This window comes from Criblamydia sequanensis CRIB-18, assembly GCF_000750955.1.
GTDB lineage: Bacteria > Chlamydiota > Chlamydiia > Chlamydiales > Criblamydiaceae > Criblamydia > Criblamydia sequanensis.
This window is the reverse complement of record NZ_CCEJ010000010.1, coordinates 1-22,627: the sequence shown is the minus strand read 5'-3', so window position 1 is coordinate 22,627 and position 22,627 is coordinate 1. Positions and strand designations below refer to the sequence as shown.

The 22,627-nt window shown below is 39.4% G+C and carries 19 protein-coding genes; 7 read left to right on the top strand and 12 right to left on the bottom strand.

Annotated elements, in window-relative coordinates:
* The first annotated feature begins 1 nt into the window (after window position 1).
* Window positions 2-757, top strand: a complete 756-nt coding sequence (locus CSEC_RS10285) for a nodulation protein NodZ (RefSeq protein WP_041018394.1) — start codon at window positions 2-4, stop codon at window positions 755-757.
* A gap of 143 nt (window positions 758-900) precedes the next feature.
* On the opposite strand, the gene CSEC_RS10280 is transcribed toward CSEC_RS10285, so the two are convergent.
* Window positions 901-1,311: a DUF2177 family protein gene (locus tag CSEC_RS10280; RefSeq protein WP_041018393.1), complete on the bottom strand. Its 411-nt coding sequence runs from the start codon at window positions 1,309-1,311 to the stop codon at window positions 901-903.
* 608 nt (window positions 1,312-1,919) lie between these two features.
* Here CSEC_RS10280 and CSEC_RS10275 point away from each other — a divergent pair.
* Window positions 1,920-2,903, top strand: coding sequence for a zinc-dependent alcohol dehydrogenase family protein (locus tag CSEC_RS10275; protein WP_041018392.1), 984 nt, complete (start codon window positions 1,920-1,922; stop codon window positions 2,901-2,903).
* Between the two features lie 98 nt (window positions 2,904-3,001).
* Here CSEC_RS10275 and CSEC_RS10270 read toward each other — a convergent pair whose 3' ends face one another.
* Entirely contained in the window at window positions 3,002-3,478 is a 477-nt protein-coding gene (locus CSEC_RS10270) for a YybH family protein (protein WP_041018391.1), read from the bottom strand.
* Window positions 3,479-3,727: 249 nt separating this feature from the next.
* On the opposite strand from CSEC_RS10270, the gene CSEC_RS10265 reads away from it, so the two are divergent.
* Both CSEC_RS10265 and upp read left to right on the top strand, forming a co-directional pair.
* Window positions 3,728-6,469 carry a cation-translocating P-type ATPase gene (locus tag CSEC_RS10265; protein ID WP_041018390.1) on the top strand — a complete coding sequence of 914 codons (2,742 nt, stop codon included), beginning with the start codon at window positions 3,728-3,730 and terminating at the stop codon, window positions 6,467-6,469.
* A gap of 53 nt (window positions 6,470-6,522) precedes the next feature.
* Entirely contained in the window at window positions 6,523-7,125 is a 603-nt protein-coding gene (gene upp / locus CSEC_RS10260; RefSeq protein WP_041018389.1) for a uracil phosphoribosyltransferase, read from the top strand.
* A gap of 45 nt (window positions 7,126-7,170) precedes the next feature.
* On the opposite strand, the gene CSEC_RS10255 is transcribed toward upp, so the two are convergent.
* Complete coding sequence (locus CSEC_RS10255) at window positions 7,171-7,377, bottom strand: hypothetical protein (RefSeq protein ID WP_041018388.1); 207 nt, start codon at window positions 7,375-7,377, stop codon at window positions 7,171-7,173.
* Between the two features lie 178 nt (window positions 7,378-7,555).
* On the opposite strand from CSEC_RS10255, the gene CSEC_RS10250 reads away from it, so the two are divergent.
* Together CSEC_RS10250 and CSEC_RS10245 are read left to right on the top strand one after the other, a co-directional pair.
* A complete protein-coding gene (locus CSEC_RS10250) occupies window positions 7,556-8,752 on the top strand; it encodes an NAD-dependent formate dehydrogenase (RefSeq protein WP_041018387.1) in 1,197 nt (398 codons plus the stop codon).
* 34 nt (window positions 8,753-8,786) lie between these two features.
* Window positions 8,787-9,206: a cupin domain-containing protein gene (locus CSEC_RS10245; protein WP_041018386.1), complete on the top strand. Its 420-nt coding sequence runs from the start codon at window positions 8,787-8,789 to the stop codon at window positions 9,204-9,206.
* A 143-nt stretch (window positions 9,207-9,349) separates the two neighbouring features.
* On the opposite strand, the gene CSEC_RS10240 is transcribed toward CSEC_RS10245, so the two are convergent.
* From CSEC_RS10240 to CSEC_RS10205, 8 genes are all read right to left on the bottom strand, one after another.
* Window positions 9,350-10,009, bottom strand: a complete 660-nt coding sequence (locus CSEC_RS10240; protein WP_053332001.1) for a dienelactone hydrolase family protein — start codon at window positions 10,007-10,009, stop codon at window positions 9,350-9,352.
* Between the two features lies 1 nt (window position 10,010).
* On the bottom strand, window positions 10,011-10,664 hold the full coding sequence (locus tag CSEC_RS10235; RefSeq protein WP_041018385.1) for a phosphoribosyltransferase: 654 nt from the start codon (window positions 10,662-10,664) through the stop codon (window positions 10,011-10,013).
* Between the two features lie 8 nt (window positions 10,665-10,672).
* Window positions 10,673-13,084: a phosphoenolpyruvate synthase gene (gene ppsA / locus CSEC_RS10230; RefSeq protein WP_041018384.1), complete on the bottom strand. Its 2,412-nt coding sequence runs from the start codon at window positions 13,082-13,084 to the stop codon at window positions 10,673-10,675.
* Between the two features lie 50 nt (window positions 13,085-13,134).
* On the bottom strand, window positions 13,135-13,470 hold the full coding sequence (locus CSEC_RS10225) for a DUF190 domain-containing protein (RefSeq protein WP_041018383.1): 336 nt from the start codon (window positions 13,468-13,470) through the stop codon (window positions 13,135-13,137).
* 8 nt (window positions 13,471-13,478) lie between these two features.
* Window positions 13,479-13,856 (bottom strand): fluoride efflux transporter CrcB, encoded by a 378-nt coding sequence (gene crcB / locus CSEC_RS10220; protein ID WP_041018382.1) that lies wholly within the window; start codon window positions 13,854-13,856, stop codon window positions 13,479-13,481.
* 259 nt (window positions 13,857-14,115) lie between these two features.
* On the bottom strand, window positions 14,116-14,706 hold the full coding sequence (locus CSEC_RS10215) for an SOUL family heme-binding protein (protein WP_202593704.1): 591 nt from the start codon (window positions 14,704-14,706) through the stop codon (window positions 14,116-14,118).
* A gap of 105 nt (window positions 14,707-14,811) precedes the next feature.
* Window positions 14,812-17,943, bottom strand: coding sequence for a DUF2309 domain-containing protein (locus CSEC_RS10210; RefSeq protein ID WP_079978043.1), 3,132 nt, complete (start codon window positions 17,941-17,943; stop codon window positions 14,812-14,814).
* A gap of 11 nt (window positions 17,944-17,954) precedes the next feature.
* The gene (locus CSEC_RS10205; RefSeq protein WP_041018380.1) at window positions 17,955-19,481 is read right to left on the bottom strand and encodes a proton-conducting transporter transmembrane domain-containing protein; all 1,527 of its coding nucleotides are present in this window, start codon (window positions 19,479-19,481) and stop codon (window positions 17,955-17,957) included.
* 97 nt (window positions 19,482-19,578) lie between these two features.
* On the opposite strand from CSEC_RS10205, the gene CSEC_RS10200 reads away from it, so the two are divergent.
* Window positions 19,579-20,430: a LysR substrate-binding domain-containing protein gene (locus CSEC_RS10200; protein WP_041018379.1), complete on the top strand. Its 852-nt coding sequence runs from the start codon at window positions 19,579-19,581 to the stop codon at window positions 20,428-20,430.
* A gap of 171 nt (window positions 20,431-20,601) precedes the next feature.
* On the opposite strand, the gene CSEC_RS13385 is transcribed toward CSEC_RS10200, so the two are convergent.
* Window positions 20,602-21,747 (bottom strand): DUF1398 family protein, encoded by a 1,146-nt coding sequence (locus CSEC_RS13385; RefSeq protein WP_202593703.1) that lies wholly within the window; start codon window positions 21,745-21,747, stop codon window positions 20,602-20,604.
* Window positions 21,748-22,627 lie beyond the last annotated feature (880 nt).

Genomic DNA, 22,627 nt, shown 5'->3' with positions numbered 1-22,627 from the left:
AATGTTTGCAGCTGCAAATCAAGTGCTCGGACAGCTATACATGTTTGAAACAGGGCAGCTTCCAAAAGTTTCCGGGCTTACTGTCGATTTTGATAAATATGGCCTTTACTATGACCCGGCTCGAGGCTTAAATTGGTGGACTTATTATTTTGAGCCTGTTTATGCGGGAGAAAAAAGAGATTCACACCTAGCTTATCCAACCCAAGAGCAGTATTACAAAGCCTGGGAGCAAAGAAGATTGATTCCAAGAGACATCGCCTCTCAATTAATTAATAAATACATTCATATAAAGCCCGAGATCCAAGAAAAAATTGATACGTTTATTTGCCGCTATTTTCTTGATTACTACACAATCGGCATTCACTACAGGGGAACCGATAAAGTAAAAGAAGCGCCAAGAATAGCCTATGAGAAAGTTTTTAAAGAAGTTGAGAAGCACATACCCTTAGAAAAACCATGCCTTCTTTTTATTGCAACCGATGAGATCGAATTTTTAGAACATGCAAAGAGCAGATATTCTAATGTCGTTGCCCTCGATGCCGTCCGATCACATAGCGGCAGCGCTGGCGTTCATTTTGCAAATAAAAATAATTATACGGTTGGAGAAGAAGCTTTAATAGACGCTTGCTTACTTTCCAGATGCGATCTGCTCATCAGGACAAGCTCGAACTTGAGCCTATGGTCCTCGTATTTTAACCCGGAATTGCCTGTAATTCTTCTCAATAATAGATATATGCCTACATTGGAGCCTGAATAGGTTGGATCTAAAGGCGGATCTAAATAATTGGAAGCAAATACGGTCAGATAATTTTCTTCATTAGACTTCTTTCGAAATTTTATTCGGTTCTTTAAAGGCTTCTTTCACGATCGCAGGATAATACTCTAGGCTAAATTTTAGGTTTAACTGAAGTAATTTTTCCAATGAGAGCCTATCCAAAAAGTAATGAGGCTTGTAACTCCCGAAATGAAAGCTCCCCATAGAAGATCATAGATGGCAATTTTTATAGGCCAACCTTTTAGTGTCGCAAGATTGGTTAAATCATACGTCGCATAGCACACAAGACCAAAAAATCCACCGTATGTTAATGCTGCAACCCAGTTCTCTTCCTTTACCGCCGGTAGTATGGCAAAAAAGACAAGACCTGCGATATATAGGAAATAGAATATCAAAGCCGGAAGCCACTTGACTTTGTCTGACATCAGGAAACCTATCTGATCCCTATAAAGATTTTTGGCAATAATGCCTAACCAAACAAGGTCGATTATAAAAAAAACTATGAGAGAGACGCAGTAAAGTTTCAAAAAGGTCATGAATGACTCCGCATATCCTTATAAGCTGAATAAGTGATATAAGCATAAAGGCACATGAAAGTAAATATTTTATAACGATAGAGTCAGATTAGAAATACGAATTGCATCGGTTATAGAATAACAAATGAGGTAGTAATTCTTAATACTGTTCACTATCAACTATTAAACTTCTTTCGAAACTCCTTTCGATTGTTAAAATAGCTGTTTTTGGCAACCTTTTTCCTGAATTTTTCATTCCTAAGTTATCCTATACTTTCAAAATTTATAAAAAAATTTACACAAAACCAGCCTATTCTTTGAAGCAAAGCGAGTTTTAAAAGAAGTCTATTGTTGAGTCTCTTGGGAAGAATTTTGATTGCCTTTAAGGTGAGAAAGGAGATTGAAGCAATTTTTGAGTATCGCAAACATAAATTGGAAAAGTTGTTCGGTAAATACGCCTAGGTTCATGATAAATAAGGTTCTTATTTCTAGAACAATTGTCTTAATATTTACATTAATTGTATTAATGCTTCATTAACAAGGTATGTGGGAAGGAACTCATGGGACTATCTAACTTTTTATGGGCTTCACCCCATTCACCCGAGAAATAAATAAACGATAGGTAATGCATGAGAGCCATGGTATTAGAGGAAGTTGGTCAACCGTTACTATTAAAAGACCTTCCTTGCCCAATTCCAAAGCCTTATGAAGTTTTAATTAAAGTAAAAGCTTGCGGGGTTTGCCGCACGGATCTGCATATTGTTGATGGTGAACTTCCCCATCCTAAATTGCCTCTCATCCCGGGCCATCAAGTCGTTGGAATTATCGATAAGCTTGGAGAAAATGTCTCAAAGCATAAAATTGGCGAGAGAGTCGGAATTCCTTGGTTAGGGGGATCTTGCCACCTTTGCGAATTCTGTCTTTCAGATAGAGAGAATCTTTGCGATAAAGCGATATATACCGGATACTTGCAAGATGGAGGATTTGCAGATTATTGTACTGCACATGAAGATTTTGTTTTAGCATTGCCTCATGTTTATGATGATCTTCATACAGCTCCCCTTCTTTGCGCAGGCCTTATCGGCTATCGAGCTTTTCGGTTAGCCGGGCCGGTTAAAACAATCGGGTTTTACGGATTTGGGTCGGCGGCTCACCTTTTGATTCAAGTTGCAAATGCCTTAAATCGTGACGTGTATGTTTTTACACGTCCCGGGGATGAAAAAACACAAGCCTTTGCTCGATCACTCGGGGCCAAATGGACCGGGGGTTCAGATCAACTGCCGCCAATTGCCCTTGATGCCGCTTTAATTTTTGCGCCTGTTGGAGCCCTCTATCCAGAGGCGCTTAAGGCAATAAAAAAAGGAGGGAAAGTCATTAGTGCCGGCATTCACATGAGCGATATTCCATCATTTCCATATGCTCTTCTTTGGGGAGAACGTTCTATGTCTTCTGTGGCTAATTTGACTCGTCTGGATGGAACCGATTTTATGCATCTAATTGACAGACTTGAATTAAAAATAACAGTCACTCCTTTTGCCCTGGAGAATGCTAATCAAGCGCTTATAGCTATCAAAACGGGTACACTTGAAGGGTCTGCTGTTTTAGAAATTTAAACCACTTGGATATCGTTGAATTTGTAAATCTTAGCTTTCGCCCTTCAAATAAGTGAGGAAGCAAGATTTGGAAGCAAATCAGCGGTTAAAGAATGGAGTCATTCAAAGCGGCCTAGATTAAGATCAAGAAATTGATAGGGGCGCACCGCTAAGATTTTCCACTGATTATTTTGTTTAACTAATAAATACACGATATGATGGTCTAAACCGGACGCAATGCCGGGAACATTCAAGCTTACTTTTGCATCCACCCAAGCCATGGTCGGACTAAGAACAAGAATATTTGTTATTTCTTGCTTCATCTGACTTTCGTAGAGTAGGCCACGATGTTCTTTAATAAGATTTTTTAAAACATTAGCTCTTCCTTTTTCCCATTCTCCCGCCGGATTCATTAGATCACCATTTTCGGCCCATAATTCTATCAATTCTCTTGGATCATGCTGATTCCATTTTTTTACAAACAAATCCACAAATTGAGAAATTTCAGGCTCGGCAAGTTGGGGAGCCTGAGCAGCGCTAATAAACAGTAAGCTGCTAATTATAAATAACATAATGGTAAATTTGCAATTTTTCATGCGCACCTAGCTTTTAACTTCCTTGTTAAGAAAATATTCATTTAAAAGCAATAGGAGGAGAGGGTGTTTTAAGCATCCTTTTAAAAAAAATAAGCATTTCGCAAGGGGAACAAACCTTGCTAAATTTATTTTCAAATCCATTTGATTGTGCTAAAAAAAAGTAGCCTCTAAATGCGAAAAAAGTGGCTTACTTAAAATTATTTTCTCTCCGCATACGGGTAGGTGGTAACGGTTAGGGCTTCACAATTAATGACATACAAAAAAAAGCGCATACTCAAAAATTGGTGGCTTAAACCTCAGCAGGAGGTAAGTCTCGATCTTGCAACCGATTTAAATCATGGATTAACTCAAAGTGAAGCTAAAAAACGATTGCAAGAATTTGGTCATAATCAACTGCTTGCAACACAAAAAAAGTCGTTATTGCATTTATTTTTTCTTCAGTTTTCCAGTCTTATCGTATGGATTTTGATAGTTGCAGCCCTTATTGCCGGAGCTTTAAAAGAGTGGATAGATGCTTTTGCGATTTTTACAATTGTTGTTCTTAATGGCCTGCTTGGATTCTATCAGGAGTATAGGGCTGAGAAGTCCCTGACAGCTTTACGCAAAATGATAGTTTCTTCTTCTAAGGTTATTCGGGATGGAAAATTAAGAAAAATTTCGGCAAGAGAAATAGTTCCCGGTGATCTCATTTTAGTAGAAGCTGGCGATCATATCCCGGCTGATGGAAGATTCATCCAAACTTTTGGACTGTCAACTCAGGAAGCTGCTCTAACAGGTGAATCCATACCCATACATAAAACAGCAGAGGCTTTGAAAGGACAGAGTTTATCTTTAGGCGATAAGAAGAACATGGGGTTCTTAGGTACGGTTGCTTTGAGCGGAAAGGGTTATATGATCGTCACAGAAACCGGTATTCAGACAGAACTTGGCAAAATAGCCTCTCTTTTGCAACAGGGCAATGATGACAAGACCCCTCTTCAAAAGCGCTTGCATGAATTAGGGCTTCGCCTTGTTTGGCTTTGCCTTGGTATTGTTTCTCTTGTTTTCGCTCTCGGATATTTGAGAGGAACTCCCTTAATAGAAAATTTTCTTATTTCTATAAGCCTCGCTGTTGCTGCTATTCCTGAAGGTCTTCCGGCTATAGTAACGATTGCTTTATCCATCGGTGTTCATAATATGGCAAAGCGCGGTGCGCTAGTGCGTCATCTCCCTTCTGTCGAAACTTTGGGATGTGCGACAGTTATTTGCACGGATAAAACAGGAACACTTACCCAAAATGAGATGACTGTCCGCTCGATTTGGGTAAATAATACTTTTATTGATGTAACCGGAATTGGTTACAATCCTGATGGGCATTTTGAAATTAATCATATCATAGCCGATCCTAAAAATAGTCCTGAGCTCCTTTTAGCACTTAAAATTGGAGCTTTATGCAATAGTGCCGGCTTGCATGAAACGCAGGATCCTATAAAAAGTTGGAATATTACAGGGGACCCCACGGAAGGGGCACTTCTTGTAGTGGCAGGAAAGGCAAATTTATTTAAAAAGGATTTGGAATCTGAAAACCCTCTCATATCAGAAGTTCCTTTTGACTCTGAAAGAAAAAGAATGAGCATGGTTCGGCAAACAAGTGAGGGATTAGTTCTCTTTATTAAAGGCGCGGTCGAAACTATATTAGAACATGCAGACGCTATCCTCATTAATGGTAAAATCGAATCTCTTAATAAAGAACGTAAAAAAAATATTGTCGATGCAAATACTTATCTTTCAAGTCAGGCCCTTAGAGTGCTAGCTCTTGGGTATCGTCCTATTCCAAAAGAGGCTAAAATTAATCATTTACTAGAGGATAAACTGATTTTGGTAGGACTTATAGCGATGATGGATCCGCCAAGACCTGAGGTTAAGAAATCCATCGAAACTTGTGAAAATGCAGGCATTACGGCAGTAATGATTACAGGGGATCATAAAGCAACCGCTACTGCAGTAGGAAAAGAGCTTAACTTATTGGATAGAGATTCCATTATTTTGACAGGGGCTGAGTTGGATCAAATGGATGATCATCACCTGAAAAAATCCTTAAAAAAGGTGGCTATTTATGCAAGAATATCAGCGTTGCATAAGTTAAGAATTGTTCGAGCTTGGAAGTCTCTTGGAGAGATTGTAGCGATGACAGGTGATGGTGTCAATGACGCTCCGGCCCTTAAAGAAGCTGATATTGGTATTGCCATGGGCATGACAGGAACCGACGTAACAAAAGAAGCAGCAGATATGGTCATTACCGACGATAATTTTGCCTCTATTGTGAATGCTGTCGAAGAAGGACGTGGAATTTATGATAATATTACTAAATTTGTCTGCTACCTGGCTTCATCAAATATTGCAGAGATCATTGTAGTTTTTCTAGGGATGCTAATCGGTTTTACAGATTTTGCCGGCAATCCATTTGTTCCTCTTTCAGCTTTGCAAATTCTATGGATAAATTTAGCTTCGGATGGATTACCTGCCATGGCGCTTGTGGCTGATCCTATCGATCCAATCGCCATGAAACGCACTCCTCGAAAACCTTCAGACCCTATCATTTCTTTCAAACAAGGATGTCATTTGTTTTTGATCAGCCTAGTCATAGCCTTCGGGACTTTATTAGCTTGTTATTTAGGCATGCAGGAAAGCGGAGAACTTGCTCAAACGATGGCGTTTACAACCCTTGTTGTATTAGAGCTTGTAGCAGTGCAAATCATAAGATCGCCCTACAACCTAGGCATTTTTTCAAATCCTTTCATCATTTCGGCAATGGCATTATCCTTTCTCTTGCAGTTATTCATTGTTTATACTCCTTTTCTGCAGAGCGTGTTTAAAACTGTGCCATTAAACTCAAGGGAATGGGGAATAATCTTGGCTATAACAATGATAGTGTGGTTTATATGTAATTTGATTAATCGGGCTTTCAAAAAAGCAAACGATGAATCAAAAAAAGTAGAATTGACTGTCTAAAGTAAGGTATAGAAAAGTCAAGTAGCCATTAGGCTCCTTTTTTCGGGAGAGATATGAAAAAAACGCTTATCACGGTCTTGCGTAATCGAAACACATCTGTTGAGCAATATAGGATAGCGGCAGATCAGCTTGCCACAGTATTGGCTATCGAGTGCGACGCTCTTTTTCAAAAAACTACATTTGATGTTGATACCCCGATAACACGTACTCAAGGGGTAGGTTATAAACAAAAGCCCGTCTTAGTGCCTATTTTAAGGTCAGGTCTTGTTCTTTTACCGCCCTTTATGCGATTCCATCCAGCGGCGGCCATCGGCTTCATCGGCACTCGGCGGGATGAAAAAACTGCAATCCCTGAACTATATTATTCAAAATTGCCACCCTTTAATCATGATAATCCCATCCTCTTGTTAGACCCTATGATTGCAACAGGCGGAAGTGCGGCATTGGCTATTAAAATTTTGAAATCAGCCGGCGCAATAGAAAAACAAATCACTTTGATTTCATTTATCGGTTCCAGAGAGGGTATTGCCCGCTTGCAAAAGGAATGCCCGGACCTTGGACTTGTCGTTGCGCAAGTCGATGAAGGACTAAATGACCAAAAATGGATCGTCCCGGGTCTTGGCGATTTTGGTGATCGTTATTTTGGCACGCTATAATTTCGAATTTGGAAATAAGAAACACGCTATATTTGAAGTTAATTTTTAAGGTTTCAGCTTTTTAGCCCACCACAATAAAAATACTGTAATAATTGCATTGATGATGATTGCCCAAAAGTTGAGAGCGGGAGTGAGATAAATTACCTTGGTTTCAAGAGGCAATGCTACAAAATAAGGCAAAAAAATATGAGACAGAGTGTGAAAAAATGAGGCACCTGCCAAAAAAATCAAGACATTTTTTAGTGAGAACATTTAAGCCCCTTTATTTCTCCTTATTAAAAGATACGAAATTTATTTACAAGTTTCTGAGGCAAAAAAATTATTCATCATAAATGAAATTTTTGTTACTTCATGAATAGTAGAGGCAAGTAATTTGAGAGGCTAGTTTTCACATTATCACCTCGAAAATTTGTACTAGGGGTGTGCAGTTATGAAAATTATTGCAGTTCTTTACGATGATCCGGTGAACGGGTATCCAAAAACCTATGCACGGGATGGCATTCCGAAGATTGAACGATATCCCGATGGGCAAACTGTACCGACTCCAAAAAAAATAGATTTTAAGCCGGGACAGCTATTAGGTTGTGTATCGGGTGAATTGGGTTTGCGTAAATTTCTTGAAGACCTTGGCCATACGCTCATTGTCACCTCTGACAAAGATGGAGCAAATTCAGTGTTTGAAAGAGAGCTGCCTGATGCTGATATCGTTATTTCTCAGCCATTTTGGCCTGCCTATCTCACAAAAGAAAGAATCGCTAAAGCACGCAAGCTTAAGTTAGCGATAACAGCTGGCATAGGCTCGGACCATGTCGATCTTCAAGCTGCGATAGATCGGGGTATTACGGTCACTGAAATTACCTATTGCAACAGCATAGGCGTAGCTGAGCATATTGTGATGATGATATTAGCGCTTATCCGAAATTATATCCCCTCTTATCAGTGGGTTATTGATCAGGGATGGAACATCGCCGATTGTGCTGAAAGATCCTATGATCTTGAGGGGATGCATGTCGGAACCGTCGCAGCCGGACACATTGGATTGGCAGTTCTTAGGAGACTGAAGCCTTTTGATGTCAAGTTACACTATACAGAACGTCATCGTCTTCCGGAAAATATTGAAAAAGACCTAAACCTAACTTACCATCCTGATGTTGAATCCATGGTTCGTGTATGCGATGTGATTACAATCAACTGTCCGCTTCATGCAGAAACCGAACATATGTTCAATGATGCCCTCATAAGTAAAATGAAGCGCGGTTCATACATCATCAATACAGCGCGAGGAAAAATATGCGATCGAGAGGCTATTGTCCGTGCGCTTGAGAGCGGGCAGCTTGCGGGTTATGCGGGTGATGTTTGGTTTCCGCAGCCTCCTCCAAAAGACCACCCTTGGAGAACGATGCCGCATCATGGGATGACCCCGCATATTGCAGGCACAAGCTTGCCGGCCCAAACTCGTTATGCCGCAGGTGTTCGTGAAATACTTGAATGTTGGTTTGAAAGAAGACCGATTCGTGATGAGTACCTAATTGTCGATGGAGGTAAATTGGCGGGTATTGGTGCGCATTCGTATATAGCAGGAGATACAACAAGAGGCTCTGAAGAAGCAACACGTTTCAATAGTTAGAGCCTATTTTTAACTTACAACTCTAGGTGTTCAAATGTTATCTAAAGAAAAAAAGTCTAAGAAAGGTCATGTCGTAAATATAGAAAAAGCTACGATCGAAAACAATTATTTTAGAAAAGTTCTCTATACAGCAGAAAACATACAGCTTGTTTTAATGAGTTTAAAACCGGGAGAAGACATAGGAGAAGAAATACATCAATTGGATCAATTTTTCCGTATCGAATCCGGCGAAGGCAAAGCTATATTGAATGGAACTTCTCATAAGATAGGGGATGGGTTTAGCATTATCGTACCGGCTGGTACAAGGCACAACCTCATTAACACCTCTTCTCATGAACCTCTCAAAATCTACACTTTGTATGCGCCGCCAAACCATCTTGATGGCACAATTCATAAAACAAAAGCTGAGGCTGAAAAAGATGAGGAACATTTTGATGGAGAGACGACAGAATAGTTTAGAGCATCTATTGCTTAATCTTTTACCTGCTGTGTCCTGGATTATTCAATGAAGTAGCTAATGCTGGTGTGGTTCTTATAAACTTCGGTACTCTAAAAAAATAAGTGAAGTACCTAAAATAAGATCGGCGCCAGCATCTATTATTTTCTGTCATTCAGATTAAGATATCTAGAGAACCATTCTGTAGCAAGCCTTGCGACTTCTTCTAAACAGCCAGGCTCTTCAAAAAGGTGTGTCGCATTAGAAATGATTTCGAATTTTTTTTGGCAAGTTAATCGTGCAAAAGCTTCTTGATTTAATTCGATGACCCCAAAATCATTTTCTCCAACAATAAATAGAGTTGGAGAGGTCACTCTGTCTAGTGTATTCATGGCGAGATCAGGGCGGCCTCCTCGCGAAACAACAGCCTGAATTTCGTTACCTTTCTCTGAAGCTGCTTGAAGTGCGGCTGCAGCTCCCGTACTGGAGCCAAAAATTCCTAAAATAAGATTTTGAGTGTGGGGTTGTTTTTCCAGCCACTGAATCACAACAAGTAGCCGATCTGTGAGAAGATCAATATCAAATCTTTTTTGATAAGTTTCATCTTCTTTTTCTGAGAGCAAGTCAATCAGTAGCGTGGCAAGTCCTGCGTTATTTAAAACATCGGCAACGTAATTATTGCGAGGGGATAATCTACTGCTCCCGCTTCCGTGAGCAAAAAGCACAATTCCTTGAGAAGAATGTGGTATTTTAAGCATTCCTTCTAATAAGACATCTTGATGTTTTATCCGAATTAATTTTTCTATAATTTTTTTATTCATCTTATTTGTCTAGGTTGCGCTTATACTCTGAGTTTAAAATCTCGATTACCTCATCGTCTTCCACTTGATTAAACTCTTTATAGTAAGCACCCACAGCTCCCAAAAAATCATAATCATCAACTTCAATTCCCACAAAATCGTCAACCATTGTTTTTATCAGATTTGATGTTCTTCTAGGGGCAACAGGAACTGCGACTACAATTTTTTTAGGATGGCGATCTTTTAACTCATTAATTCCGACTATCATTGTAAGCCCTGTAGCTATTCCATCATCAACAAGGATGGCAATTTTATTCTCTACGGAAATATTTTTTCGTCCATTCAAATACTTTTCTCTTTTTCTTTTTATCTCATTGAGTTGATCTGTTTTTTGCATCTCCAGCCAATCATTTCCGATTGATTCCGATATTTCTAAAGAAGGTCCGATCATATGACCGCTTTCCGAAATAGCCGCAATCGCATATTCCGGTTGGTATGGGTGTCCAATTTTATGGGCAAATATGAGGTCTATAGGAGCTTCTAAAAATCTGGCGATTTCCGCGGCTACAGGAACACCCCCTCGAGGGAGAGCATAGACAACAACTGGCATATTCTTATATTTCTTCAATAGTTGTGAGAGCTGACTTCCAGCATCTTCGCGATTCTCGAAAAACATGAATCAGCCTATTTTCCTTGTTTTTTTTCGTGTTTGGCAATAATAACAAGCGTCTTTAAAAGCGCATCCGGGCTTAGACTGATGCTATCAATTCCACAATCAACTAAAAATTTAGCAAATTCCGGATAAGTCGATGGAGCATCTCCGCAAATGCCAATCTTCCGCTTGCGCTTTTTTGCAACACTGATGACATGTTTGATCATTCGTGTTACAGCATCATTTCGCTCATCGAAAATATCTGCAACTAATTGGCTATCGCGATCAACTCCCAAAGTCATTTGGGTCAAATCGTTGCTTCCGATACTAAATCCATCAAAAATATCACAAAATTTGTCGATTAAAACGACATTGCTCGGGATCTCGCACATAACATAAACTTCCAACCCATTTTTACCTTGAGTAAGACCATTTTCTTTCATGACCTTCAAAACTTTTTTGCCTTCTTCTATGGTGCGGCATACGGGGATCATGACTTTTAAATTGAGAAGGCCAAATTCTTCTCTAACTTTTTTGATGGCTTTACACTCCAACGCAAATCCTTCCTTGTAGCCTGGACTGTAGTACCTGGAAGCGCCACGCCAACCGATCATAGGATTTTCTTCTTTCGGTTCGAAATATTCTCCGCCAATCAGATTTACATATTCATTTGTTTTGAAATCACTGAAACGTAAAATTACATCATGGGGGTAAAAAGCTGCGGCAATAGTTGCAATACCCATGGAAAGCTTATCGACAAAATATTGTTTCTTATCTTTATATCCGATAGTAAGTTCATTTATTTTACGTATTGTTTTTTTATCTTTAAGTTCTTTAAACCGTATGAGTGCCATCGGGTGGATGCGAATATATTCTGTAACAATAAATTCCTCACGGGCAAGACCCACCCCATCGCTTGGTAAAAAGCTGAGTTCGTAGGCAACATCCGGATAACCGACATTCATCATCACTTTTGTTTTTGGTTTTGGAACTTTTCGAACATCAATCTTTTCGATTTTATACTTGAGAAAGCCTTCATAAACTAATCCTTTTTCCCCTTCAGCACAGTTAACCGTGATGTTTTTTCCTGTCTTAATGACTTTTGTTGCATGATTGGTTCCGACAATGCATGGCAGTCCAAGCTCACGGCTTACAATGGCTGCATGCGATGTCCGACCTCCTCGATCTGTTACAATAGCTTTGGCCATACGCATGATAGGTACCCAGTCGGGATCTGTAATTTCGGTTACCAATATTTCGCCAGGCTTAAATTTCCCTATGTCTTTAACATCTTTAATAACATGCGTCACACCTTGAGCAATCTTATTTCCGACACTCTTGCCTTCTACGAGAATTTTTCCTTTTTGAAGTAACTTGTATTCTTCGATGATATTTCTTGATCGTTGCGATTGGACTGTTTCGGGGCGTGCTTGCACTACATAGAGCTCTTGCGTTAGACCATCTTTTGCCCATTCTATATCCATAGGGGTCGATTTTCCGTATTTAGAACTATAATGGTCTTCAACTGCGATCGCCCAATTCGAAAGCTTCAAGACCTCCTTATCTGTTAAACAAAACTTTTGCCTATCTGCTTTTGATGTGCTGACTTTTTTAATTGGATATCGGGGGTTTTTTGTATAGACCATCTTCGTTGCTTTATCGCCAAGCCGCTTATCGATCAAAGGTTTATAACCTTGCTTTAAGGTAGGTTTAAACACATAAAACTCATCGGGATTAACAGCGCCTTGCACAACACTTTCCCCAAGTCCATAACTTCCCGTAACGAATACGACATTTCTAAAGCCGCTTTCCGTATCCAGGGTAAAAATAACCCCTGCGGATGCTAAATCTGAGCGGATCATTTTCTGAATTCCAATGGATAGATAAACTTTGAAATGATCAAAATTGTTCTCGTGTCTGTAGACAATGGCGCGGCTTGTGAATAGGGATGCAAAGCATTTTTTACATGCAGCTAGCAATTGCGGCAAGCCGGAGACATTGAGAAAGGACTGCTGCTGTCCGGCAAAACTAGCATTAGGCAAGTCTTCGGCCGTCGCAGAAGAACGCACGGCAACATCTAAATTTTGGGTTTTGTACATTGAGGATAATTTGTGATAGGCGTGAGAAATGGCCTCCTGGAATTCGAGGGGAAATTCACAGCCCATGATTAGTTTTCGGGCTTTATCACTCGCTTTATTTAAAGCTTTGGAATCGTGGATGTCCAAAGTCTGTAAAACATCTTTAAGCTTATTAAGAATGCCGGCTTTTTCGAGAATGTATCTATAGGCAAAAGCTGTAATTGCAAATCCTTGAGGAATCTTGATCTTTGTTTTTTTTCTCATCTCACCAAGAGAAGCATTTTTTCCGCCCACTAGAGGAATATCTTCAATGCCAATTTCATCAAACCACAAGATGAAAGATTTTGAACGATCTTTTTTTTTCATGATACTTCCTGCGGTTTACATTGTTATCCATGTAAATAAAAAACTTTAGTTCAAGAGTGGTTGTTATTATCCAAGGTTCCATACTCGATGTGTGTTTTCACATAAAAAAGATCGAGTTTTTCAGTTTCTTTTAAACGAATGAGAAATTCCTCAGCTTCTTTTGCACTCATGATAAAGACAATCTCTATAGGTACGTTAGAGGCTAGCTCAAAAAAATGCTCTTCGTGCAAAATCCCATGCCTTCCAAACCCTGCTATTCCTCGGAAGGCGGATCCTCCATGAATTTTATTTTTTTTGGCAAACTCAAGAAGCCATTCGTATAAAAGCATTCCGCAATGATGTTTTTTTTGCTCGTAGGTATAAAATCGTAGGCAAACTCCTTCCACACCTTCTCCTAGACTGTTAATAGTTTAAAGACATAAATACCAAATAGGGTTGCAAGGATGCTTCCTCCTACATGAGCGATCATGATGGCGGCTGTCCATGCATATTCTTGGTGGGTAATCAAGGTCACAGTTTCTGCTGAAAACGTCGAAAACGTTGTAAGTCCGCCAAGAAAGCCGGTAGTAATGGCAAGTCTTGCAGATTCAGGGATAAAAGCATGATTTCTCGTGATTGCCATGAATAGGCCTATGAGAAATCCTCCCACAATGTTAGCAGTCAATGTTCCGAGTGGAATTGTGGGGAAGATATGATTCAGCGTTATTCCGAAAGCCCAACGAAGCCATGCGCCAAGAGTCGCTCCAATCCCAATCGATATTAATGCAGTCATCTATAAGATCCTTTTTTATTTCTTATAATCGATAACAGTTCCCTTTTCCAAACTATTTGTTTCCTTTAAATATATTTTTTAATGATTATTATTATTTTTTTTAATGCAGGGGGGAAGGAATTGAAATTTGCCATATACCTGCAAAAGTAGCAAAATTTTTGGTATTTGAGGCGATTCTAAAAGTAAAACTTCCGTCGGCTGTGAAAGAAAATCCGAGGAATCGAATCGAGATCATCGAGGATGGTTAAAAAAGATGTCCTTATGGATGAGTTTCTAATGAGTTAGAATCAACTGTCGAGTCAAGTTCTATCATTACCTCATTTCGACGTAAAAAAGGTATTGTCCAAGGCGGATTGTAAAAGGCTAAGACAGTCCCTCCAATGGGCTTTAGTTTTTGATCTGCAATATAGGCTTCAAGTTTGTCTTTATTGAGTTTAATAGCTTCATTGTCCGCAAGACCTGAAAATCGAATAACGGCAAAACGCCTTGCAGGCAATGGTATCAAAACCACGTCTTTAGAATTGGGTTTTGGAAGCGTTTCAAAGCTATATTTTTTTGGCATCACAAATCTGACTTTCCACTTATCTAAATGCTTTTCCTGAATCACTGGTGCGGTCATCGCCATTTTTTCGCTTAGTTCATTCGAAACCGGTTTTGTCATATCCATTTTTGTTTTGGAGGTATTATTCCCAAAGATATAATCCGCAAGGATTTTGAAGCCGTTGCTAATAGCTTGTTTTCTTTCACCTGATGCTTCAACTTCAGCTAAGATCATGGGCGCATAGTCTCGAATTTCGATATTTCCATGTTTTGCCACAAGCTTGTAATCCGGCTCTTCAACATGACTCATAATGCTCCCAGGAAGTGTTGCTAAAATTATAATTCCAACCAATAGGACTATTAATAGTTTCACGAGTGAATACCTTTATTTAAGTTCAAAATAGGTGTTGCAACTTTATGGGTTGCAAAAACCGCAAAACTCAGGGCCGGCAACGGTTAATCCATCTTCCCTGGCTCGGATTTCTTTGTGGTGGCATTTTGGACATCCAAAAACTTCAGATTTGACCATTTCAGTTTCTGATCCACACATCTCGCACTCTAAACCCAAATGGGTATCCACTAATCCGAAGCCCGGGTTATAGCATATTGGACAAGGGGTGGCAAGTCTCTTGGCAAAAGAATTAGCCAATTCTTTAATCACATCCATCCGGGTCGGGTTCATGTGGGCCCTCATGTCTGTTTCTATTAAGGCTTTACCATCGTCTGAAAGGCGGCAGCTCTTTAAAAACGCGTCTTCAAGCTCATCATATGCCTGTATACCCTTGATAATGAAATTTTGTTTATGAGATTTATTGGGTCTGACGATTAAACCGTGAGATGGAAAAAGCGCTTGATCGCAAAATGTCTTTAATTGCTTAGGATCAGAAAATGCTTCGGCGCGATAATTTGTTTTTGTACTGAGCAACGACTGGTGAAGTGAAAAACCTCTTTCTTGATCCATGAAATATAAAATCTCCTGGTCACAGCTCAAAAATGGTATGAAAGGATGCGGCCCAAAGCTTCCCTCGCTCGCAATGCCGATATTAACTTTACTTTCTTTCATCGCAAGTTCACACTTTTGACTAACACACATCAAGGGAGTGCCTTTCCTTTCTACTTCTCCGGTGAATGTCCCTAGCTGATCGGTATCAATTTTTGTTTTGATCATTTTTAGACCTGTTAAATCCAAAAAAGCCGGTGCAATCACTTTTTCTTTTTCATGCATCGTCGCAATAACACAGGTTTTATCGTTATATAAATGCGTTTTTGCTTTTTTTTCTAAAGTCCTAAAGTTGAGGGGATTTTTTTTAAATGACGAATTTTTATCATTACAGGATTTAATCTCTAGCCATTCTGCCTTCCCGATTAATTGATAAGCTTTGCTGTCTTTGGGGTCTATTGCTGCCAAAATAATCCAATGATTAAATAGTAAAGTTTGCAAAATTGCATGTTTTTCAATAATCGATTCTAACCTTGAACGCGGCGCATAAACAACGACTTGCAAACGCATAGGCTCATGATAAGATTGGTCATCGTTGATGTTGACAGATTGTATGGGAAGCCCTTGCATCAAGTCACTGCTATTTCCTTGCATAATGCCAAACTTGCCTGTGACGTTATGGGTAATCTTACTGCCGCTGCCGTAGGCAGTATTATTCAAAGTAGAAAAGAAGTATTGCGTATTAATCCATTCTGCGACGATCAAAGGCGCTGTTAGTATGGTCTCTAATGACTTTCCATCTTCATCTTCTCCCCATTCATAGGAATGCAAAAAACATCTCGCCTCTAAATCCAAATTCTTTGTAAGACTTCTCGGCCCAATAATGAAAGCTGCATTACGTGCAAGACCCCACTCGGGGCGGAGCTCAGACCAGTCGGAGCTGCGCTTCAAAACATGCTTTTTGGCATTAATAGGGGATGGGTCCAAACCGAATGTTCTGCACCGGTATTGACTATTTGCGATTCCGGCTTTTCTAAAATCTTCTTTTAGCCTCTGAGCTATTTCTTTATGGGTATTGTTTAGAGCAACATGATCCTCGAGAACAACCTCGTCAGTTGTGGTATTATGCTGGGCTCCGATGAATAAGGTATCATCAGGAATTGCAATCCCTTTTTCCTGAAGAGCCGCCCTCACCTCATTAGAATTAAGAATCGCCGCTAGAATTTTTCCGTTTGGTCCGCCATGATTGCCGCCGCATGCGCCGCAATCAAGAGCTGAAGCATAAGGGTTGTTTTCTGTTTGACTTCCATGTCCGCATAATACAACGATTGGGCTAAAGTTATTCGTCAACCCCATCATTCTTAGAGCTGATTCTCCAAAGGTAATTTGATTTGTCAGCGGTATATCAATTTTTGGTAGGGTGGCAAGGGTTGGCTTCAACATCTCTTGAATGGCTTTTTTAAATTTAACGCTGCTTGCAGGCATAAGGGTACGCATTGCCATCCAAAAACCACACCAAAGGCCAAGGGTTTCCACAAGAGCAAAAGGTGTTGCAAAATTATATTTTAAATCTTGATAAAACCTGCGGAATATATTGATCAAACTTCGTCCTTTTTGGTGATGGGAAATTCTCCCTATCTCATCTAGGATCGGCTCTTCAACAACTTTATATTGGGGTTTTATAAGAACAGGACAACAATCTTTGAAATGATCTCCGTTGTAGTTATGAACAGAGACCGGCAATCCAAAAAAACCGGCAAAGCCAAAGGTTTCATAATTGCCTTCTCGCTCGATTCTCATGCGGAACGGCTCAGAGCGGACATCAATGCAAAACACAATTTGAGCATCCGGTTTAGAAACAGGTTCTTTTGTCTTATTTAGCTTCACAACCTCCGGGACTATTAATTTCAAAAGATCTTTCAGATATTTTTCTTCTTTTTTCTTTAATTCATTTAAAAACTCTTTTTTTAAGACCTTTGAAGGAAAAACCTCTTTTTTAAAGTCCTTTTTTTGACAATCTCCGCCAATCGCAGAGGTGATGACAAGTCTGACAGCTAAAAAATCGGTTAGCGAGATAGGATTTTTTAGAGAAGCCTCTTTATTTTGCCACTCACACCGCCATTTAATGTACCCTGCCCATCCGGGAAGCTCTCTTAGTAACCTTTTAAAATAATCTTCTATTTGGTCAGTTGGAATTTCTAACTTATTAAGACATAAAGAAATAGCCTCCAGAGCTTCGGAAGGAAGAGACCCAAGCCACTTATTTTTTTTATAAGATCCTAATTTATTATCAAAAGGGGCAAGCAATGAAAAAGCACGGTAAAACCCTTTTTCTCTTTCGGGCATTGTGATTGCGGCTTGTCCTTCATCTAAAAAAACCTGGCACCACTTGACCAATTCTCGATTGACTTCACAAGATGCGTTGTCCATCTTATCAGAGCTTCCGGCTAAAAAAATTTCCTCCATTGCAATCGCATCTTCAAAGTTCAACGATTCAAAGCATTGAAGCGGATTTCTGGCAATGATGGTTTGCATGGGCCAAAGAGGGGCAATGATTTCTGCCGCGTTTGCAATAAAGGTTTTGATGTTCACATCAATTGCTTTCATGATCTTAAGTCCTAAAATTTGTATCCGCTTCTAATTGATGTAATGGCTTTTGGATCAGGTTGGCTGGCATTAAGCATTTTCACATAAAAACGTCTCCACCAAAGAGATCCTTCGTGATTTGTCAAGGGCTTTAAGTTGAGCCCTATCCAAATAAAAAATATCAAGGCAACGGCAGTGATGTGGATGGAACTTAGCATCTGTGGTTGCGAGATTTGGAGCGGCGCTACAGCAGATTCGATTAGATAAACGGTAAGTCCATAAATGAGGCCTGTAGATAAGCTGAAGACACTTGTAATCAAAACAAAAAAGAGAGACTGTTTCTTTTGAAGGAGGGTGTGAGCTAACTGAGTGGATGCCATCCAGCAAAAGAAAATAAGAACTGCTGTTGTATCGATAAGAGTAAACGAAAGGCCGCTTCCAATAATAAATCCGAAAGCCCCTAAAAGCCCACAAAGAGAGGATAAGATAAATGCAGGGACGGTGCTCTCTTTTTCTTCATTTTGGAATCGATCTTCTGCAATCGTTGATCCGGATCTAAGGAAGAGAAAAGCTTTGAATAGGCCGTGCCAAAATAGATGGGCTAAAGCAGCTGGAAAAAGTCCAAGGCCGCATTGCATCATCATAAATCCCATTTGAGTCATAGTAGAACAAGCAAGCATTCTCTTGATATCGCTTTGGATAAGCTTCCAAATCCCCCCCAAAATAAGGGTGATTAAAGCTAATATAAACAAAACATTTGCAAGAAGGCTCTCTTGAAAAAAGATAGGGGCAAAACGTGCGATTAAAAGACCGCCGCCGTTAACTAATCCGGCATGCATAAAGGCTGAAACCGGTGTGGGTGAATTAAGAGAGCTAATTAGCCAACTATGAAAGGGCCAGCCGCCGGATTGAGAAAAAGCTGCCAGGATGATAAAAAAAAGAGTTGTCATTCTTATTGAAGCCGTTAGACTTTCACTCTTTTCCATAATAAGATGTAAAGACAGGGTCCCTGACTCGTAGGCTAATAAACCTGTGCCGATACTTAAAAAAACTAGACCTAGTGCAAATGTTTTAATTGCTAAAACACCGGAATTTTTAGCCGCTTCCCATTCAAATTTATGCATCATAAGAAGGACAAGTAACAGGTTGCTTAGTGACCAAAACAGGATCAAAATGACAATATTATCGGAGGCAGCAAGCAGCAGTGTGCTGATAGTGATCAAGCCAAGAAAAAGAAAATATCTGCGATAATTTCTATCACCTGCCATATAGCGGAGCGAAAAATGATGCACCACCCCGCTGATGAATAAAATAAGTGTAGCCATCAGCCAAGAAATTTCATTCGCTATGAATCCTGCGGATTCATTCTTTTCATAAAAGGGCAAACCTATAAACCAGGCGCCCAAGGTATTAATAAATCCTATCCAAATCCCAAGAGATGCAATGCGTGATCCCAAGGAGGGATTTTTTTTAAAGAACAACAGGTTGATGAGCAACCCCAGCAGGGGAGTCAAAATGATCATCAGAAAGTAGTAAGTTGTATTTTCGGCTACGACCATGGGGCCACCCTAGGTGATTTTTTCTATTGAAGGATCATAACAATTTTGTTAAAATAAGAGAAATTCATAATTCTTTTAGATTCGATAAGGTTTTCTAATGAATGAGTTTACTCTTAGATGTTTTTTAGCCGTTGCAGAAACAGGCAGCTTTACAAGGGCCGCGCAAATGGTAAACCGAACGCAGTCCGCTATTACCCAGCAGATGAGCAGTTTAGAGAAAAGTCTTGGAAAGAGACTTTTTGATAGAGGAAAGCAAATAAGGCTGACCAAAGACGGAGAAATATTTCTACCGTATGCAAATAAGATATTTGCTTTGCATTTGGAAGTGTTGGATCGCTTTAAGCATCCTGAGCTTGAAGGAGAGATACGATTTGGGCTTCCTGAAGATTTTGCCGCCATGTTCCTCTCCGATGTTCTCACAGATTTTTCAAGACTCCATCCTCGAATATTACTTAATGTGGAATGCGACTTAACTTTAAATCTATTTGACCGCTTTAAGAAAGGCGCTTTTGATATGGTTTTGGTTAAAATGAGTCGTCCTGAAGATTTTCCAAACGGGGTTGAGGTTTGGTCTGAACCTTTGGAGTGGATAGGCAAAAACGATTATCGGCTGTCTTCAGATAAAAATAATCCGGTACCGCTTGTACTTTCACCGGAGCCTTGCGTTTATAGAGCAAGCGCTCTTCAATCGCTCGAACAGAATGGAATTAGGTGGAAAATAGTATTTATAAGCCCAAGTTATGCAGGAGTTATTGCCGCCGTTAATGCGGGTATGGGAATCACAGTCTTGCCAAGAACAATGATTCCGGACACCTTAGAAGTCATCCAGGAAGATTTTCTTCCTTCACTGCCTGATATTCACGTTTCTCTCTTAAAGCAAACCGATAAAAATGAATGCCTCCAAAGCTTGGAGGACTTTCTTTTAAAAAAATTAGCCCCCGGCATGTAGGGTTAAAACAAAATTGAAAAATTGGAGAGTTAACAAGAAGGTTGCGCCGCAATTCAATCAGGTTCTGACAGCTCTCGCTGTATCGAAGAATCGTGTTCGGTTCAAATTAGGTGGCTGAAATAGTTAATAATCTATCAAATAGAGAACTCTAAAGTAAACCAAGGTTCAGTTTCAGTCTGAGTTTATCTCTACAGCCGGATAGGTAACTGAATAGATTTGATCGGAAAGTCCATAATAAGTGACTTTGCGCTTTTCAAAATCTACCTCGTACCTTACAACCCCTGCCTCCCACAAAGCTTTTAAGAATTCCGGAAAAGTCCTTTGAATGGCTTGGTCATTTCCTATGACTTTTATAAGAGCCTCTCTATTAAAAGGGGGAATATTAACCGTTGTTATATCAATAGGGGTTCCCTGACATACAACAGAACCATATTTGGTTAAATAAATATTTTTACATGAAGGGAGATTCCAAATGTTTCTTGTGATTCCAAATTTTCTTAAAGCTTCTGCAAGATAAGGAAAGCCGTCTTTTTTGGACCGAATACTGATAGCGAATTGTTGTGCTGCCAGAAGATTGTCGACAGCTTTACTTTCCTTATTCTCTTGATTTAATGATGAGCTTTTTCCGGTTTCATTTAATTTTGAAAAAACAAATTCTTTATAATCTATAGGTTTTGCAGGTGTAATTTTCTCCAAAGCAGAGTTATTCGAAGAAAGTAAACTCGCGAAAATGACAAATGAAATCATTAAAATAATAATAATCTTAAAAATTTTTTTTTTGAGCAGTCGAAAATGAAATTTGCTTTGGCTAATTTTCCTAATAGCCGTTGATTTTGGGGCAGGAGTCAATTCGTAATGGTGGATTTTGGAATTTCTGCGATGCAGTTCCAAATCGGGTTTCGCTTTTGGCAATCGGTCATGAAATTTGTTATGGCAACGCTCGCAAATTACTATTAATTCCTGCATGTTAGCATGCTCAAATCCGTGGATTCTGTAATTCCTGTGATGGGTAGCCAACTTATGATTGCTGTTGCAAAGTTGGCATCTATAGCCGGCTTTATATTTAGTATGATCCGCTATCGCTTTCCAATAAGGCGTATTTAAGAAGTCGTAGTAGGGCATGGATCTGATATGACAGCAAACGGTTTGCCAATTGACATCGGCATTCCTTATAAGATCAATTCTCTGTTTTGGAGTGGTGTTTTTGCCCCATTTTCTATCCGGTTTAAGATAGTGTTCTAAATAGTATATTGTATTATCTAGAACTCGTTTTTGGCTATTTTCTACTAAAATGGGAGGGGACACTTTATTGATCATAGTATAATGAATAGGCTCAAGAAAAAGTATCAAAAGGGAGATTTTGGTTTAATTTCCGGGCACATATTTTGATTTCAAAAAAAATATTAATGAAAAAAATGGTGTAGATCTTAAGTCAAATAATTGCTTGTGATTACACGAGCTTAAAGAAGTGGGGTAATCCGAACTCGAACCAGGAACCAAAATGGTTATGAGTGAGGGGAAAAACAGACTTAACCAGCTCTTTCAAACTGCTATAGGTATGATATTAAAGACTTTCCGTATAAATTGCTACTGGAATTTACTGCAGAATATGCCTTTCACTGCACCAGTAGTGCACAACTCAAGGCGGGAATAAAGCTTTCTTTGTCCTCATCTAAGCTTTCTGCATCAGTACAGACAACTGGTAATTCATTTCTTTAATGATGTAGTACTCTTAGAAGTTTCTCTACCTTCAAGAATTATTTTTATTAATTTTTCGAACTTGTTCATACTATTAATGATATCAAACTCAACTAAAATAAATGATTTAATCAAACCGTGGAATGTTGGCCGGAACTTGCACACACACCCAAGAGAATGATGTCTAACTTCCGTAACAAGTAGAAAACTCCAAGGCTACAAGAGCCTAAGCAAGTTTTGAAAGAACTTTAAGAAAACCACAATTAGCGTACGACAGGCTTAATTAAATATTAGCCAAGATAGATGACTTCTTAAAAAAATGCGGACGTAGCTACTACACCTTAAGGCACCTCTATCACTTCTTTTTTTTCTTTAGGTTGAATGTTGTCTACCTTCCGTAACAAGTAGAAAACTCCAAGGCTACAAGAGCCTAAGCAAGTTTTGAAAGAACTTTAAGAAAACCACAATTAGCGTACGACAGGCTTAATTAAATATTAGC

Excerpts from the sequence above, each read along its gene's own strand:
- CSEC_RS10285 (WP_041018394.1), top strand. The coding sequence starts at position 2 with ATGTTTGCAGCTGCAAATCAAGTGCTCGGACAGCTATACATGTTTGAA.
- CSEC_RS10280 (WP_041018393.1), bottom strand. The coding sequence starts at position 1,311 with ATGACCTTTTTGAAACTTTACTGCGTCTCTCTCATAGTTTTTTTTATA.
- CSEC_RS10275 (WP_041018392.1), top strand. The coding sequence starts at position 1,920 with ATGAGAGCCATGGTATTAGAGGAAGTTGGTCAACCGTTACTATTAAAA.
- CSEC_RS10270 (WP_041018391.1), bottom strand. The coding sequence starts at position 3,478 with ATGAAAAATTGCAAATTTACCATTATGTTATTTATAATTAGCAGCTTA.
- CSEC_RS10265 (WP_041018390.1), top strand. The coding sequence starts at position 3,728 with ATGACATACAAAAAAAAGCGCATACTCAAAAATTGGTGGCTTAAACCT.
- upp (WP_041018389.1), top strand. The coding sequence starts at position 6,523 with ATGAAAAAAACGCTTATCACGGTCTTGCGTAATCGAAACACATCTGTT.
- CSEC_RS10255 (WP_041018388.1), bottom strand. The coding sequence starts at position 7,377 with ATGTTCTCACTAAAAAATGTCTTGATTTTTTTGGCAGGTGCCTCATTT.
- CSEC_RS10250 (WP_041018387.1), top strand. The coding sequence starts at position 7,556 with ATGAAAATTATTGCAGTTCTTTACGATGATCCGGTGAACGGGTATCCA.
- CSEC_RS10245 (WP_041018386.1), top strand. The coding sequence starts at position 8,787 with ATGTTATCTAAAGAAAAAAAGTCTAAGAAAGGTCATGTCGTAAATATA.
- CSEC_RS10240 (WP_053332001.1), bottom strand. The coding sequence starts at position 10,009 with ATGAATAAAAAAATTATAGAAAAATTAATTCGGATAAAACATCAAGAT.
- CSEC_RS10235 (WP_041018385.1), bottom strand. The coding sequence starts at position 10,664 with ATGTTTTTCGAGAATCGCGAAGATGCTGGAAGTCAGCTCTCACAACTA.
- ppsA (WP_041018384.1), bottom strand. The coding sequence starts at position 13,084 with ATGAAAAAAAAAGATCGTTCAAAATCTTTCATCTTGTGGTTTGATGAA.
- crcB (WP_041018382.1), bottom strand. The coding sequence starts at position 13,856 with ATGACTGCATTAATATCGATTGGGATTGGAGCGACTCTTGGCGCATGG.
- CSEC_RS10215 (WP_202593704.1), bottom strand. The coding sequence starts at position 14,706 with ATGAGTCATGTTGAAGAGCCGGATTACAAGCTTGTGGCAAAACATGGA.
- CSEC_RS10210 (WP_079978043.1), bottom strand. The coding sequence starts at position 17,943 with ATGAAAGCAATTGATGTGAACATCAAAACCTTTATTGCAAACGCGGCA.
- CSEC_RS10205 (WP_041018380.1), bottom strand. The coding sequence starts at position 19,481 with ATGGTCGTAGCCGAAAATACAACTTACTACTTTCTGATGATCATTTTG.
- CSEC_RS10200 (WP_041018379.1), top strand. The coding sequence starts at position 19,579 with ATGAATGAGTTTACTCTTAGATGTTTTTTAGCCGTTGCAGAAACAGGC.
- CSEC_RS13385 (WP_202593703.1), bottom strand. The coding sequence starts at position 21,747 with ATGATCAATAAAGTGTCCCCTCCCATTTTAGTAGAAAATAGCCAAAAA.